The organism is Pseudomonas fuscovaginae SE-1, assembly GCF_000364705.1.
GTDB classification, from domain to species: domain Bacteria; phylum Pseudomonadota; class Gammaproteobacteria; order Pseudomonadales; family Pseudomonadaceae; genus Aquipseudomonas; species Aquipseudomonas fuscovaginae_A.
In genome coordinates, this window is the sequence record NZ_AQOH01000002.1 from 17953 (window position 1) to 33264 (window position 15312).

The following is a 15312-nucleotide window of genomic DNA, read 5'->3' on the forward strand; positions in this document are numbered from 1 at the left end:
GAAGTGAGCCGCTTATGCCAAATCGCTCCTTGCGCAATCGCCGGTCCGCTGCTTGAATCAGACCGTCAGCCAAAAAATGACTGACAGGTCACATCCTAGCTGAAAAAACTTTTTGTCGGCGCCAGGGCTTGCCAGCCTTGGCTTTCCGGCCGATTGCCCGCCTATAACAACACCCGCCGGCCAACGCGTCACCGGACCGGCATGGGCTGAAAATTCCAGGCAAATGCCTACCTGTCATATATCTCGTGCACAGTCAGTTGCGCGCATACCCGCTTGCCAGGAGTCTTTGACATGACGCCAGAAATCGCTGTGTTGGATATACAGGGTCAGTATCGGGTTTACACGGAGTTGTATCGCGCGGATGCCGCGGAAAAGACCATCATCCTGGTCAACGGCTCGATGGCCACCACTGCGTCATTTGCCCAGACTGTTAAAAACCTGCACCCGCAGTACAACGTCGTGTGCTATGACCAGCCCTACGCGGGCCGGTCCCGGCCGCACAACCATCACGAGAAGATGCTCACCCGGGCCGTCGAAGCGCAGATCCTGCTGGAGCTGATCGACCACTTCGCCGCCGAGCACGTGATGTCGTTCTCCTGGGGCGGCGCCGCCACCCTGGTCGCTCTCGCCGAGCGGCCACGGCGCATCGAGAAGGCGGTGATCAGCTCGTTTTCGCCGGTGATCAACGAACCGATGCGCGACTACCTCGAACGTGGCATCCAGTGCCTGGGAGCCTGTGATCGTGCCGAGGTCGGCCAACTGGTCAACAGCACCATCGGCAAGCACCTGCCGTCACTGTTCAAGCGCTTCAACTACCGGCATGTCAGCAGCCTGGCCGAACATGAATACGGCCAGATGCACTTCCACGTCCGCGAAGTGCTCGAAAGTGATCGCCAGGGCTGCCTGAAGATTGCGAACAGGATCGACATACCGGTGCTGTTCGTGAACGGCGAATGGGACGAATACACCACGCCCGAGGATGCCCGCCAGTTCGGCCGGCACGTGCGCCACAGCCACTTCAGCACCATTCGCGCGGCCGGGCACTTCCTCGACATGGAGCATAAGTCCGCCTGCCTGCACATGCGTCACGCGCTGCTCGACTTCCTCAAACCCAGCCACCAGGAAAGCCGGGCGCGCTACTACCGATACGTCCAGGAGCACCATGCGCAAGCGATGTGAGCGGATCCGGTCACGGGCAATGGCTGTCAGGAACCCTCCAGCCTGCAGCCATTCGCCCGAGATCAGGCGCCGCCTGAGATGCACCGGCAATATCCGCTAAAACACAGATTTTCAAAGAAAAACTTCAATTGCACGGCAACATCTGGTACAAAGTGGCCAGCCGAGCGGGTGTCAGGCAATGACCTCACTCCAGCGCTCCGCACCGATAACCAATGTTCTCGTGTGGACAAGCCGCTTCGGTGAGCAGGAAGAGATGTAAAAAGCGGGTATAGTTTAGTGGTAAAACGAAAGCTTCCCAAGCTTTAGTTGAGGGTTCTTATTGGACACGCCCCTTTTGGTGCACCGTCGAGGCAAGAAATGCGGGTATAGTTGAATGGTACAACTATTGCTTCCCAAGCAATCGGTGAGGGTTCGATTCCCTCTACCCGCTCCACCTTCCAGCCAGTATTTCCGGGCCCTCCAGGGGATCCCCCATCCCCAGAAGCCCCTTCACAATCTCTCCCTCCAGCATCAAAATCTCCACCCTAGACTCACCAGAAGCCATTTAGAGTCACCAAATTTTGGTGCACCGTCGACGCTGTCCGAAATGACGAATCGATGAGCAGGCCTCCAGCTTGCTGCCGCCAATTAATCCCAAAAAGCTCATCCGCACCCCCTCCCATTCCCTGCCAACCCGACCCCCGACCTCCGACCCGAAAATTCAAAATGGGGAGTGAGCGAACGCCTCCCACCCGATCCAGAAAACCCTTTCCCCTGCAAGCACGCAGCGGCCAACCAGAAGCTCAGTCATCCTCCGGCCTGCCCCTCCCCGCCCGCTCAGGAAAATGAACACGATCACACTGCGGATAACGCTTCACAAACTCGGCACCCACCATGTCCCCAACCTCCAGCTCAAGCCCACAGTTAACCAGTGAAGTCATAGAACTACGTGCCAGCGAAAACTTGTCTGGGTGCTTAAGTCCGTCATTTGCCACCCTATTTCTTTCAGGCCCAGCTTTGAGGCTTTTAGAAAATCAGCCCCCCAAGGCGACGCTTCAGTTGCCGCGCCTGTACTAGAATCACGAACCTCAGTAGCCGCTTTAGCCGCATCCATACCGATCTGCTCGACAACTTCACTAATGGCCGACCTAAACATCGGATCATACAGTTAGGTCAGCCCACCAAACTTCCCCTTCAGATAAAACCCGAAAAGCCCGCCCCCCCTCTGCCTCCCTAAATGAAATCAACAATGCGATAATAGGTATCACAGGTGAAACCAGACCTCCCTCTAACTTCAGTTTGGGGCAAGAGCAACTCCGAGGAAATATCTTAAGCCTTTGCAATATTTATATTCAGCTCAGTTAGCCCACCCTTATCCTGACGATCCTTTTTTATTTTCTTAAAATCCCAGGATTGAATCACTGCGGTGTATCCTTCAAAGAATGACCTCGTATACCTCGAAGAAAGATTCCGTATATCGCAAAGAAAGACTTCCCCCCCTTGCCTCAGCAGCAAAGCCATCACAAGGCTCTGAGTAACCATCGGCTGGCTGATGAGTACAGCCCAGCAGGCTTTCGATGGGACGATTGGTGCTGCGTAAGATGCCGCGTTGAGCGTAATATTGATAGCCCTTACGCTGCACGTTCGCGCACATCTCGATGGCAGTGGCACGGGCCTTAAGATTCATGTCCTAAAGCTCAATTAAGTAACAAATCGAAGATAAGGTTTCGACCGGAAGACGTTGGCACCCGTCCAAAAAATTGCTCCTGAAAACCCCGCCCCCAGAAATCCACGATAAAAGCCAACAATATATGTAATAAACAAACACTGCCTCATCACCACGACCTAGCAGCAAGCCGGAATGCAACTGTCCAAATAATCCGACAATAATTAATCCTTCACTCTCGGGCCGGCCACCCCATTAGCCACCCTTTACACACAGTAAAGTTAAATATGTAAAACATGGGTGGCGCATTGCAGATCTTTGAGTAACACTAAAGCTATTCTGCTACAGGTAACCCAAATGAACGCGGCCACCCACTCTCCCGTCGACGACTTGCTCAACCCAGGCGAGAGCGCATCACGTCCGATCAAGATTCTTGCCGCTGCAGGCCGGATGTTCATCGAGCACGGGTATCAAGGCACCAGCATGGAGGAGATCGCCAAAGCTGCAGCGGTGACCCGCCAAACCTTGTACAACCGTTATCCTGAGGGCAAGGAGTCTCTCTTCGTTGCAGTGGTAGAGCGGATGTGGAAGGCCTTCGCTGTCATCAATGTGGCAACTGATGAGCGCGCCCTGACCGAGCCTCGGGGCGGCCTCATACAGATCGCGACCGACTTTGCGTGCTTCTGGTCGGGGCCGACCGCCGCCGACTTCCTGCGCATGGTCATTAAGGAAGGTCAGCGGTTCCCTATGCTTGCAGAACGCTTTGACGAGGTTATCCAAGCGCCGGCAATGGCTGCTGTTAGCGATTATCTCGCGGAGCTGTCACGCCGAGATGTCCTAGCAGTTCAAGCGCCGGATACTGCCGCACGCGGCTTCATGGAGGTGCTTGACGGTCGGATCCTCTGGAAGCAGGTCAAAGGTAATAGCGATCCACTCGCCCGCGATGAGGTCGAAGAGATTGTCGAACGCACGGTAGACGAATTCCTGAGATCACTCCGGCATTGAAGTAGCGCTTTTGGCCTATGCCCCCACCACCTACCCCCCCCTGTAGTTGATCAACTCCAGAACCGATGATACCGTGCCACATCGGTTTTCCTGGATCGAGCGGTCGGCAAGCATAGCCTTTGTGCATCAGGTGCTACCCCCTTCTTTCGCACGCATTTCGACAATAGTCAGCGGGCAGCCGACACCGTGACGTTGGAGAACTGCCATGCGCGTTCCAATTTTTTCCCAGGATCTGCTGCCTCAGGGTGCCTTCAGAAAACTGTCCAAAAGCATCCAGAACAGGTGGCCTGGCAGGTCGCCTATCCAGCTATCCTTCGCGTCTGAAATCTTGTCCAAGGCGCTCGGGTACGCCGATTACCATGCGCTCAGAAATGCGCCCGTCAAATGTTCTCTCGATACAGTAGCCCCTGCCGAGGCCGATGTGCGTGCAGGAATAGCCGCAGCGATTTCCCAAGCGCTTGCATTGGCCAATGACAGCTCAGTACCGAGCAGCATGCTGGAACGATATGTCGAAACGCTTCCGCTGAAAGCGCTGAGCGCGTTTAAAGGGGTCACTTCGCAGTGCACGCAGATGAGCGCGCCCACTCACTCTACGCGCGATCCTGATGAGGGCCGCACTCTTCGCTCGCGCAAGAAACAAGTGAAACGGCCATTTTCGCCCCCAACCTCTCAGTCCCAGCGACAGGCCTTCGTGGCACAGCTACTCAGCTCAACCCCACGCGCTGAGCTAGAGATGCTCATCCATCAGCTCGGGCATCACTCACTGGAAACGACTGGAGATTACGTGCAGCTCAATGCAAAACGCACGGAAACGGTCTGACGCCTTGGAAAGGCCTTGCTGTGAGTAGACAAAAGGACGTGATGGGAGGCAGGCCTGACGTTGTGCCTTCCCGTCCCATACAGTCCTCCTTATGATCACCACAGCGCCAATGTGCCCTTCCTGCCTTCAGCCCAGGAACTAACTCCTGACATAAGATAGAGGCGGCTGCGGTCTGTCGACGCAACACCCTGTCTCAGCCACTGACGCCTCTGTTGAAACTCCAGCAGACTGGTACGCCCTACTTACGCTCACCGGCCTAAAGCGACCTTCGCCTGAAGGTTTCCATACAGACGCAGAACTACTGCCGTCCAGTTATCGAATTCCGGCATGCTGAAGGATGCGCCGCTGGCCGTTGCCCGACATGTACTCGACATGCAGATCCTTACAGCCGACGATTAACGCCAGCAGTGGTCGACCATCCACCCGGTCAACTGCAAGAATTTGCCATTCAGTAAGGTCTATTGAGGATGGCGTCGGATAATTCTGGGGATGGGTATGCCACTCCCCCACGTACCGTACCAGGCCTTTACTCTCCCTCCAGCGCTTCATTGCCAGCCGGTGGTGAAAATAGGGCATTCGTTCGAAAAGGAACCGGAAACGCCTGTCCCAGAAAGATGGCTCGGTCGCCTCGGTAATCTCCAGATGCTCACCGCGAACGTGGCCCAGCAGTATTCCCCCCGCCTCTTTCGAATCGACCCCCTCCTGGATATACCGGCTAAATACCTCCAAGGGCTGCTGGTTCAGGTACACCAATTGTTCAGTCCCAGGCACCTTCCACGTAGTCACGAACGGCATGCTGGACATTCCCTGAAAGGCAATGGCGAGCAATCCGGGGTTGCGAGCTCATAGCTGTGGTCAGTCAACCGCGTAGAGAGCGCTGGCCATGGTTTGTTCGCAATCCAAGCCAGAGCGGTATCCAATGCAAGAGCAGCAGCCTGAATCGATACCGATGCAGGGAACGGTACGTAAAGCCCTTCACATCCCTGCCCTGCATATATTGGGGTCACACCGCCCACGACCGGCAACAGGTTGCCTCCCCTATTGGCGTCGGTAAGGCATCTATAGCAGCCTTGTTCGGGATATCGCTTGAGCAGGGTACGAACAGCGACACCCGCACCTTCGATCCAGACGTGCAAGGTTGGACAGGATGCGGTCTTGGCGAGCCAATGCCCGAACGCCTCTTCTCCTGTCGCATCGATGATCAAATCCAGGCCGGCCAAATTCACATCCTTGGCATCGCTGGAAAATGGGGTCACCTTCGCAGTGGGCATTGCATTGCGCAGCTCCTTAGACACTGAATCTGCCTTACCTTGGAACAGATGGTTGAAGCCCAAGCGATGTCGACCGAGATTCTGGGGCATCAGTGTGTCGTTATCGATCAGCAACAATTCCCCACCACCCGTCCCAGCGCCGGCCTTGACGAGCATCTCCGCAAGAAACCCACCGATCGTTCCGCACCCAATCACCCCGATGCGCTTGCTCGCCAACGTGGCCTGACCTGGGATGTTGCGCTGGCTCAAATACTGGTCATCAAGCCGAAGCATCGATAGAAGACTCACCCGGCATTCAAAGATGGGTAGTCGCTGATCTGTCGAGCGCTGATCGCTGGGGCGGTTGGCTTGAAGGTCGTGCACGAGAAAGCCGTAGCTGTATCCAGTCTTTTGAGACTCGACAACGATCATCACGCACGGCTGGCCATCTCGGTACGCAGCAGTGATTTTGTCCCGTATTTTGCGCTTGCACGCATCGTCCAACTCTCTCTGCCAGTCGAGAATGTGACTCACTTTAGCTGGCGGCCAATTCTTCTGCAGTGGTCTGGGCGCCACGCTGGAGGTGATCATCTCCACCCGAGTATGGAACTCCAAAATCTTACGGCCAGCACGCGCAAACTTCAGTCGACTTCTCTCGACATTGTCGGTGAGCACGTAAAACTTGTTGTCCGACAGTTGAAGAACGTTCAGCGCCCCGGTCGAGCGACGGTCAACATCATAAAAACAGTAAACGCCATCCCAGTAGACGAAAAACTCCTCCTGCAGATCGTCCTTCATCTTCCCGGCCAAGATCTGCTCCAAAACATCCCTCGCTTGAAGCAGTGCCGTCCGTGTTTGCCCTACAGGATCGTAGATGTCTATGACCTCGGTGCCAGGTGCGGCATAACAGAGATATCCATTCGGGCTCAAGTGAGGCACAAGTTGAGGCAGCGGCTTTGGCACCCCGGTAACCCATAGCCTCAAGGGGTGTTCAAAGGAGCGGTCAATCCACACCTCGCACTGAACAGCCCCTTGGGTAGGCGTAACCAATTCTCCGGCCATTGCTAACCAATTTGGATTTGGCTGGGGATCCACTTTGGTAAATCCCCAGCCGACCATGTGGCGCAGCACTTCAGGCATGGCATCCATGCGTCAGCCTGCCTTGGTACGCTTCACAGGTTCTGCGGGGCCGGCGAGAGGAGCGATCGCAGCCATGGACGCTGGAAGGCCCTCGGGGTTGGACTTCATGCGATCGAGCGCATATGGAAACCGGTCGCCCAGCATGCTATTCATCCAATTGTGGGCTGTCTGTGCATCCGTCGCGTTGATGGCTCCTTCCAGGTGCTTGGCAAACTCCTCGAACAGCTCCACAGCGTCTGCGATCGCCTCTACGGGCATATGAGCCGTCAGCGATGCCTCCGGGTCAATGGGACTCTGGACACCCTTGCGAAGCGCATCAGGAATCCCCTTGACGACATTCAGCAAGGCACAGTCATCACGCTTGTCGACGAACTCGAAAAGAGGGCAGGCTGCTGCCATCAGCAGGATCGAACTGGGGCCTTTTTCTTTCCACTGCTTGTCACGAAATGCCTTGAGGTAGCGCACCACCCGAATGAGCTGGTCACCCTTATCCTGGCATTCACGCTTGAACCAGTTTTTCATCGCCATGGGGTCGGACTTGCGCCACCCCTCCTTGCGATCAGCGAGCAGAATCTTGTCCGAAGGCAGAGTCTTCCAACTATCGCGCTCAGAGTTGATCGCACTGTCGAACATCGCGTGCCCAAGGCTCTCCATGCTGGCTTTGATTAGCAAGAACAGATCGTCTGGGATGACGTACAAGGGAAGGTCGATGTGAGCATGAGGTGAGATGGTGACCCGAACGCAGGTGTCCTTGCTCTCGGTGTACCACCCTCTTCGCTCACACATAGGCCCCAGCACGTCGATGACCGCATCGAAGAACAAGCCGATAGCGAGCTTCGGACTGCTCTCTTCACGCATCACACTCAGCGGGAGGTAGACACCATCATCAATGTCCGACTGCTGCGGAGGCGTTGTGCACGGGCTATTGAGGGTTTTGTAGGCACGAGAGCCCTGAATGTAAAACCGAGGCTCACAGATATCCCCGTCTAGGCCCTTTTCCCTCAGAGCGCGAGGCAGATCAGCCTTCAGGGCCTCGCGGATATCCTGACGAGCACCGTCAATTTCGGCCAGCTCATGGGCCTTGAGGTTGAGTTCATCAAGGAAGCAAGCTTCCCCGGTAGTGGTGTACAGCAACGGACTAAAGTTCGGCATGAAGCCTCCGCTCAAGCGCTAAATGAACGGTGCCTCCAGCACTTGCTGACCCTCCACCAAGACTGCCGAGCGCATCTGCACTCATGAATCTCGTCACTGCAACCCTACGCCAACCACTTCGTCCAGAGGGTGCAGTTCTACCCAATACGTCAGCTGCCATGCTCGATGACACGTGAGAGACGACATAATGCCACCAACCCTACATATAGTTCAATAGCGCACGCAAAACACTATATGTAGTGCCAAACCCTAAGCAGGCTCTAGGCAGCACGTGGCCTTGTGAAGGTGACTTGGCCAGCCGTATTGAGCCCTTCTGTCCACTTGCGGTCGGTGAAATAGGTGCCCTCCATAATCAACCCGTCGCCAGACTCCTTGACGAACACCCTGGCCGCGCCGGTGTGCTGATTCGTGTCGGTTGCTACCGGAACACGGGTGTAGTTGATAAACATGTAGTTGAGTTCAAGCAGACCAGTCTGATCGCTAGGCCGAACAGACACGCTGATGGTCTTGGACTCGGAGTAGCCGTCAGCCCCTTCGAATTCCATTTTGACGCTGAACAGGCGTGCCTTGATCTTGACCTTACCTTCAACAACGTAAAGAGACGATCCGTCCCCCTGACCAAGCCATTTCTGGATGATCCCCCAGTTGGATTGCAGCTTCATGTCCCATTCCCCGTCAATGGGCGGAAACAGTTTGCAAACGAAAGGAAGCTTACACAGCCAAGAGAACAGAAACGTCTGACCCAAGACGTAGAATATAGCTGCGCTAATCCCGACGGCGGATGATACGGGTCGATGAAGATCCTTCAGCGGCCCGGCCAAGAGCGTCGACATGTCGTGATAATGCAATACAAGGAAAACGCACAGGCATGTGGTGGCAAAGTACCCGAGGGTCTTGGTGATCCCAATGACTTGATACATGCCGTTCCTCTATGAGCAGGGGTAGAAGCTTTACCCTATACGTTCAGTAGCGGGGTGTACACCCGCGCAATCCCTAGGTACCGGCACGTCGCGAGAGGGATACGAAGCGCGGCAATTGGCATACAGATCAGCATGCGGCTTGAAGGAAATTCCCGCCGGAGGTCGTTCCGATACTGCTGTGCCCGTAGAACATGTTCACTTTCGTGAGTGGGCCGATCTGGGAGTTGAGTGCGGGCGAGTAGCTCGAAACGCCGCGCAATATGAGATTCTTGATCACGTCGCTGTCCTTAGCTGCCTGAGGTTAATACGCCTGCATCCTATTCTTGGCACGTCTCAGAGAAAAGCCACTGACCTATGAATCGCCCATGGCTTTTCAGAAATTCCAACGAATCCTCGTCACCAACGACGATGGCATCGATGCGCCTGGCCTGAAGGTTTTGGAGCAGGTTGCAGCTCAACTGGCCCATGAAGTCTGGGTGGTCGCCCCTCGCTCAGACCAAAGTGGCACATCCCACTCGATCAGCCTCCACGCCCCTCTGCGCGTCAGCCCGCATGGTGATAAACGTTTCGCTGTGACCGGCACGCCTGGTGATTGCGTAGTGATGGGTGTCCAACACCTGCTGAAGGATGGCAAACCAGATCTCATTCTGTCCGGTGTCAACCGTGGCGCGAACATGGGGATGGAGACCGTTTTCTCCGGCACCGTAGGCGCTGCTATGACCGGCATGCTTCTGGGCATCCGCTCCATTGGTCTGAGCCAGGCCTACTCTGACCAAGCAAACGTGCCTTGGCAGAACGCCTTGGCTCACGCCCCGAAGGTGATTCAGGATCTTTTGGCCATGGACTGGCCGAGCGACGTCTGCTTGAACGTAAACTTCCCTGACTGCGCTCCTGAAGCGATCCGTCCGCTTAAGGTCACTCGCCAGGGCCTTGGCCCACTGAATAACGTCTCGGTACGCACAGAGGTTGACCCACGCGGTTTCGACTACCACTGGATCAAGCTGAACAACGAGCGAGAGTTCGACGAGCCAGGCACGGAAATGGGCGAGCTCATGGCTGGCCACATCACCGTAACGCCGCTGCAGTTTGAAAGGACTCACACTGGCGCCTACAACAGCGCAACGAAGTAACTCAGTAGAAGCGGAGCCGCTCGGCAGCGAGCTCCGCTTCTAATCCGATCACAATCATGGATGCTCGGCTGCCTCGGTGGCCATCCAGCTTCCGATGCTGGAGCTGGCCAAAGTCCTACGCACCGAGCTTTCCGCAATGGGTTGAAGGCGGAGCCCCCCGTCCTGGGGCCAATAACAGCGTCGGGTTTGCGAGGCCTGCGAGGCTCAACTCAGCAGAGGCCGCTTTGCCAATGGCCCCTGTGGTCGACATCAAACGGAGACGACGGAAACGAGTTCGAAATACTTGAATCGCTTTTTCTTGGCGGCAGCTCTAGCCTCTTGTTCTGCCACCAGGCTACTCAAAGTATTGGCATCGTAGCTAAAGAGCTCCTCTTCCCCCTCGAACGTTTTGGTCACCCTCAGAGTGACTCTAAGCCGTGGGGAGGAAAACTTACGCTGAGCCGGCTTGGTCGTGGCCTTTTCGTCATTACTAACGGTTGGTGGCGAGGAACCGAAAAGCGCGGCACGCATTTCTTCCTCACTCAGGTTAACAGTCATTTAGGTACTCTCATGTGATGCGAGTGCCAGGCATCGCGGCATTGATGATGGCCGCATGGTGCACTGATCGGTTGCGACATTATGGCGTCGGGCATACCAGTATTTTACGCTGTAAAGCTGCGAGGTATGAGGCTAATGACAGCTCACAATCACTGGCTGTCGGGTGGCTGTCGTGTTGGGACACAGATGTCAGCGTCATCATCAGCCCCACCTACCCCACGATGGATCACACCATGGAAAACCAAACCTGTTCCGGCCAAGCTCGACTGCTGACTCTTGAAGAGCTCGCGATTGTCGTGCGCCTCATGAGAGAGGCACTCCAGTGGTCTCAGGAAACCTTAGCTGAGCTGGCCGGCATTCATCCGCGCACAATACAGCGCGTCGAAAATGCCAAATCGGCGAGCTTCGATACTCGCCGCGCGCTCGCCCGTGCCTTCGAGTTTGAGGACATCGATGCCTTCAATAAGCCCTTTGCCATTCCGACCGCTGAAGAGATCCAGGCCGAAAAGGAACGTATTGAGCGCGACTATGTGACTGTACCCGCCCATCCCATCACAACGGGGTATCAGCTTGCCCAATTGGCCGAGGCCTCCTCACTGGACGTGATCCAGCCTGGCTTCCAGATTAGCCGAGATGCTCATGAGGTTTTTGCCGCGCTCACGGACTATTTCCGCGAGTACCGGGACTGCGCGAGCGACTATCCAGCACGCGACAAGCTCGCCATCTACGACGAACTGCAGGAAATGATCGACGATTTGCACAAGCAGCAGGTAGCTGTGCATTACGCGACCCGCGACGTTTACTTGAGAACACGAGGCGAACAGCCAGGGTTGGAACCCATAAAGGCTCAGATTACCTACCTGATCGCCTTTGAGCGCGGAAAGGCACCCGAGCAGTTTTCAGTACAGAAGAAACCGGACTTTTCATTCTGACCCTCCGCTATTGGAGATAGTCCCAGGACGCATGATGACCATGTTCGGAGTCTGAGGCTTTCCGCTAGCACCCCGTTCAGTTCCAGGGTCGTGCATTGGAATGACACTGACTGATGTCGCTCAGTGGCCACTGGACTGCAGAACCAGCTCTGCGAACTGAACAAGGTTTTCTATCCCGCCCCGTCCCCTCGTCAAAAGATGTCCCGAAATCCCAAGCGTGCGTGGCCCATCTCTGTCGCAGCGGGGCGAGTCACCGATCATCAGTATTGATGGCGCCCCTGGCAGCACGTACCGATGGGTCTGAACACCCAACGAGTCGCACATGGCTTGGTAGATCAAAGGTTCAGGCTTGAGGGCGCCGATCTCATAGCTCAAAGCGAATGCGTCCGCAGCAGATAGAAGCCTTTTCACACCTGTGCCGTAGGCTGCAGTAAGGTTCGAGCAGATGCCGACACGAACACCGGCATCACGGAACATTTCAACGGCTTCGAATCCGTCAGCGAAGGGCACCAGTGATTCAAGCTCATCGGCGAGTGCCGCCTGGATCACCTCCATACGCTCAGCTGAGATACGTATACCCAACTGCTCAGCAGCCTCACCGATCGAGCAGTTCCAGGTCATCAGGGAGCGAATGTCTTCGGCGCGAGGAGCACGCCCTTGGCGGGCACCTTCACGCAGGAGCATTCGGTAGGGATGCGTTCGATTCTTGATGTCGAGCAGCGTGCCGAACGCGTCAAAGATCGCAGCAGACGGAAGCATGGTAGGCCTCACATGATGGATTCATCGACACACGGGCAGTGCGCTTATGCCCCTCTAGGTAGCACCTCAGTCTCGATACTCCGACACGACTACGTAGTGGTCATTGCCACAGATACTTCTGAACATCTTGAACATACCCTGCGAGCAGACCAACTTGAGAGGTGGTGTGACCACAGTAGAGCCGTTCTCGGCCTGCCCGGATCGATCATCAAATACCTGCGCCGCATACCTTTCACCAACCCTGGCAGCGTCGACTAGAAACGCGTCGATTAACACGCCCCAGTCGAGTTCGCGGGCTTTGATCACGACCCAGGGCAGGTCACCTTCTGAGTTGGCGCGCATTAAATTTTCTCGCAGCATATTCACTCAAATCTCAATCAGCTTCCAAGGGTCGAACCCGGTGTTTTCTTGGGGGTAGCCTTTTGGGTTTGACACCAGGCGGCAGCCACCTATGACGATATCGACTGCTAGATGTGTGTGTCCGAAGATCCACGCATCCGCCAGAGGCACCAAGTCATGCCAAGCATTTGCATAAGCCGCGTTCAAGTGCCCTTCGTGTTTGTAACCGATGACCTGAGGTATAGGGGCATGGTGGGTAACAACGACCGTCCTCCCAGCGAACGGCCTGCTGAGCTCCTCGGCTAGCCAGGCTCGGGTCGCGCGATTCTTGGCGATCAAGTCGTCTGGCGTGATGCGTCTATACCCCTGTCCACAGCGGATCATTCGGAAGTCGTTCATCTCGTGCCTGGCTACGGATGAAGCCACCGCAAGATTTCCAGTCGAAGTGAAATCAGTCCAAGCCGTTGCGCAGAGAAAACGGACGCCATCGGCGGTGAAGGTTTCACATTCAAGAATGTGCACGTGCGGCGCCGCCTGGAGCCTCATTTTCTCAAGGGTGCGATCGAGGTGCCCCGCGTAGAGCTCGTGATTTCCGAGAATGTGAATGACAGGACAGTTGAACATTTGGTTTGCCCATGCGACACCTCGATTTTTCGTGTGGATGTCTCCAGCGAGCACTACCAAGTCGGCCTCAACGTCGACGGGGGCGTATGTTTCAAACTCAAGATGGAGGTCTGACAGGACACGGATCTTCAATGGACGACCCCATCTACTTTGAATACTTGATCGCTGCTGGCCCAATCACATACGACGTACACGCTGCCAGTGAACGTCCGACACAACAGAAAACCTCGTGACTCACAGGCCACCAATATCGCCGACGTCCGGATCATCGCACCCTCTCTGAATCGCGCCTTTGCATCGCCGAAAACAGTACCCACAAGCACTGGCGGATAGAAACGAGCAGCACACAGATAGCCAGTAATCGTAATGCCAAAGTCCAGCGCCTGAGCTGCCAAGACCTGTCGCGGCGCTCTCATAACCCCTCACCTTTCCAATGTATTTTTCCAGCCTTGCAGCGCTGACTCGTGCTCTCCCCGATGGATTGCATGCCGGTCAGCAGAGCGATGTCGACACCGTAAGAAACTGAGGCGCAAGAATCTGGCGCCCCTAGGGAGCACCCGAAACACGAATTAGGCCTATATTGAAATCCAACCTAAACGGCTCGCTTGCCCGTGACGCTGTAGCACTTGAGCAGGCGGTCACGCGTTCTAAAGGCTGCAGCCGGTAAACCGATCGCCCGAACAGGCACAATATATACTGTCGATTCGGGCATGACAACGTGGCTTTATCCTCAATTTTGAGGAAACGACATGGCTCTGCGCGACGGCCTGGGTGTTGCTCTAAGGGCGATCAGGTCAACTCATGCCTTGGCTCAAACCGATCTCGTCGGCGCAGCTGGGCGGTCGTACGTGCAGCTTCTCGAACAAGGGCGGTCGGATGTCACGCTCGGGAAGTTGGAGTCAATCGGGAAGGCTCTGGAAATGGATGCGCTGACACTCCTGGTACTGAGCGCGTCTGTTGATAGAGATGAGCCCTTGTCATCGGTGATGCAGCGGATAGAAAAGGAGCTCGCTGCGTTTCGCGAGGCAGGAGGAATGGAAAATCTCGCGGATCAGATCAACCTAGGGCCGGCTCAAGTGCGTGTGGAGCAGCGTAAATCTCGACGGTCACTTGTCCAAGAATGCAAAGCTGCCGGCATGACTCAGCGTCAGACTGCTGAGAAATTGCAGCTGGCAAAATCTACGGTGGCTGACTTTTGGAATCAGTCATAGCACCTGGCAGAGAGTGGATGGCACTGGCCTGTTCTCGCGCTTGCTCGGCACCACATGACTCAACTCAATCCTGCTATGAAGCTGACCATGACCCTATCTGACGCCGTCTTGGTGTTGCTGTTGGCCGAGCGTATCCATGGCTCTGATGAGGCTATTCGACGCGCGGCCAAGAACGTGGTGAAGAAGCTCCCACGAAGCAAGCGCGACATCATTTTTCAGATCGTTGATGCGCAGAACCCACGCCAGTTGATTCAGCATGTCGCGGCGAACCTAGATGACTAAATAACTCTGCCGGCGCAGGCTTATGCGTAAGCTGAACATAATTTTTCGTACAAGCTTTAAAAACAATAAACCCAAAGCAAATTTTTTAATTTAAAAACACTTTCTCACCGACAATTCAAATAAGCAAAACCACTTACCACCTATTGACCAAACTTATAAGCCAACGACCTCACCTCAATTCCAGCCTCACTATCTTCTCGACCACTGGGAAGACTAGCAACCTGTGCAGAAGTAAAGGCATCGACTTCCAAAGCTTTTAAGTTAAAATAATCATAAGTATATTGACCCTTAGGACTATTATCAACCAAAGAAAATTTAACCAAGTTCTTTCTATTAACCTGTTTACTTTCGCGTGAAAGATGCCGCTCCCATTCATCAAAATTAGGG

17 protein-coding genes and 1 tRNA gene are annotated in these 15312 nt (G+C 55.2%); 8 read left to right on the forward strand and 10 right to left on the reverse strand.

The features are described 5' to 3' along the window. The first annotated feature begins 291 nt into the window (after nt 1-291). Together K675_RS0100165 and K675_RS0100175 are read left to right on the forward strand one after the other, a co-directional pair. A complete protein-coding gene (locus K675_RS0100165) occupies nt 292-1179 on the forward strand; it encodes an alpha/beta fold hydrolase (protein WP_017901505.1) in 888 nt (295 codons plus the stop codon). A gap of 359 nt (nt 1180-1538) precedes the next feature. Further along, nucleotides 1539-1612: transfer RNA gene (locus K675_RS0100175), tRNA-Gly, on the forward strand. 981 nt (nt 1613-2593) lie between these two features. On the opposite strand, the gene K675_RS32815 is transcribed toward K675_RS0100175, so the two are convergent. Further along, the gene (locus tag K675_RS32815; protein ID WP_157383890.1) at nt 2594-2845 is read right to left on the reverse strand and encodes a hypothetical protein; all 252 of its coding nucleotides are present in this window, start codon (nt 2843-2845) and stop codon (nt 2594-2596) included. A gap of 336 nt (nt 2846-3181) precedes the next feature. On the opposite strand from K675_RS32815, the gene K675_RS0100185 reads away from it, so the two are divergent. Together K675_RS0100185 and K675_RS31765 are read left to right on the forward strand one after the other, a co-directional pair. Further along, nucleotides 3182-3829: a TetR/AcrR family transcriptional regulator gene (locus K675_RS0100185; protein ID WP_017901506.1), complete on the forward strand. Its 648-nt coding sequence runs from the start codon at nt 3182-3184 to the stop codon at nt 3827-3829. 205 nt (nt 3830-4034) lie between these two features. Next, a complete protein-coding gene (locus K675_RS31765) occupies nt 4035-4649 on the forward strand; it encodes a hypothetical protein (protein ID WP_017901507.1) in 615 nt (204 codons plus the stop codon). Nucleotides 4650-4961: 312 nt separating this feature from the next. Here the strand turns inward: K675_RS31765 and K675_RS0100195 are convergent, their stop codons facing one another. From K675_RS0100195 to K675_RS34015, 4 genes are all read right to left on the reverse strand, one after another. Next, entirely contained in the window at nt 4962-5444 is a 483-nt protein-coding gene (locus tag K675_RS0100195) for a Mov34/MPN/PAD-1 family protein (RefSeq protein ID WP_017901508.1), read from the reverse strand. Further along, on the reverse strand, nt 5432-7048 hold the full coding sequence (locus K675_RS0100200) for a ThiF family adenylyltransferase (RefSeq protein WP_017901509.1): 1617 nt from the start codon (nt 7046-7048) through the stop codon (nt 5432-5434). Before K675_RS0100200 ends, K675_RS0100195 begins: the two co-directional genes overlap by 13 nt. Before the next feature lie 3 nt (nt 7049-7051). Further along, nucleotides 7052-8191: a CBASS cGAMP synthase gene (locus K675_RS0100205; RefSeq protein WP_017901510.1), complete on the reverse strand. Its 1140-nt coding sequence runs from the start codon at nt 8189-8191 to the stop codon at nt 7052-7054. A gap of 260 nt (nt 8192-8451) precedes the next feature. Further along, on the reverse strand, nt 8452-8853 hold the full coding sequence (locus K675_RS34015; protein WP_420066318.1) for a hypothetical protein: 402 nt from the start codon (nt 8851-8853) through the stop codon (nt 8452-8454). A 623-nt stretch (nt 8854-9476) separates the two neighbouring features. Here K675_RS34015 and surE point away from each other — a divergent pair. Continuing rightward, nucleotides 9477-10241 carry a 5'/3'-nucleotidase SurE gene (gene surE / locus K675_RS0100215; protein WP_017901512.1) on the forward strand — a complete coding sequence of 255 codons (765 nt, stop codon included), beginning with the start codon at nt 9477-9479 and terminating at the stop codon, nt 10239-10241. 249 nt (nt 10242-10490) lie between these two features. Here surE and K675_RS0100220 read toward each other — a convergent pair whose 3' ends face one another. Continuing rightward, nucleotides 10491-10778: a hypothetical protein gene (locus K675_RS0100220; protein WP_017901513.1), complete on the reverse strand. Its 288-nt coding sequence runs from the start codon at nt 10776-10778 to the stop codon at nt 10491-10493. 233 nt (nt 10779-11011) lie between these two features. Between K675_RS0100220 and K675_RS0100225 the strand changes: the two genes are divergently transcribed. Next, the gene (locus K675_RS0100225) at nt 11012-11710 is read left to right on the forward strand and encodes a helix-turn-helix domain-containing protein (RefSeq protein WP_017901514.1); all 699 of its coding nucleotides are present in this window, start codon (nt 11012-11014) and stop codon (nt 11708-11710) included. A gap of 120 nt (nt 11711-11830) precedes the next feature. Here K675_RS0100225 and K675_RS0100230 read toward each other — a convergent pair whose 3' ends face one another. The 3 genes from K675_RS0100230 to K675_RS0100240 form a co-directional block, all read right to left on the reverse strand. Next, nucleotides 11831-12469 (reverse strand): HAD family hydrolase, encoded by a 639-nt coding sequence (locus K675_RS0100230; RefSeq protein ID WP_017901515.1) that lies wholly within the window; start codon nt 12467-12469, stop codon nt 11831-11833. Between the two features lie 66 nt (nt 12470-12535). Beyond that, nucleotides 12536-12829 (reverse strand): hypothetical protein, encoded by a 294-nt coding sequence (locus tag K675_RS0100235; protein ID WP_051070722.1) that lies wholly within the window; start codon nt 12827-12829, stop codon nt 12536-12538. A gap of 6 nt (nt 12830-12835) precedes the next feature. Continuing rightward, a complete protein-coding gene (locus tag K675_RS0100240; protein WP_017901517.1) occupies nt 12836-13564 on the reverse strand; it encodes a metallophosphoesterase in 729 nt (242 codons plus the stop codon). Between the two features lie 617 nt (nt 13565-14181). On the opposite strand from K675_RS0100240, the gene K675_RS0100245 reads away from it, so the two are divergent. Together K675_RS0100245 and K675_RS0100250 are read left to right on the forward strand one after the other, a co-directional pair. Beyond that, entirely contained in the window at nt 14182-14643 is a 462-nt protein-coding gene (locus K675_RS0100245; RefSeq protein ID WP_017901518.1) for a helix-turn-helix domain-containing protein, read from the forward strand. A gap of 87 nt (nt 14644-14730) precedes the next feature. Continuing rightward, complete coding sequence (locus K675_RS0100250; protein ID WP_026144789.1) at nt 14731-14925, forward strand: hypothetical protein; 195 nt, start codon at nt 14731-14733, stop codon at nt 14923-14925. Nucleotides 14926-15065: 140 nt separating this feature from the next. On the opposite strand, the gene K675_RS32820 is transcribed toward K675_RS0100250, so the two are convergent. Beyond that, the coding region (locus K675_RS32820) for a hypothetical protein (RefSeq protein ID WP_198291597.1) at nt 15066-15312 on the reverse strand (247 nt) is incomplete at its 5' end.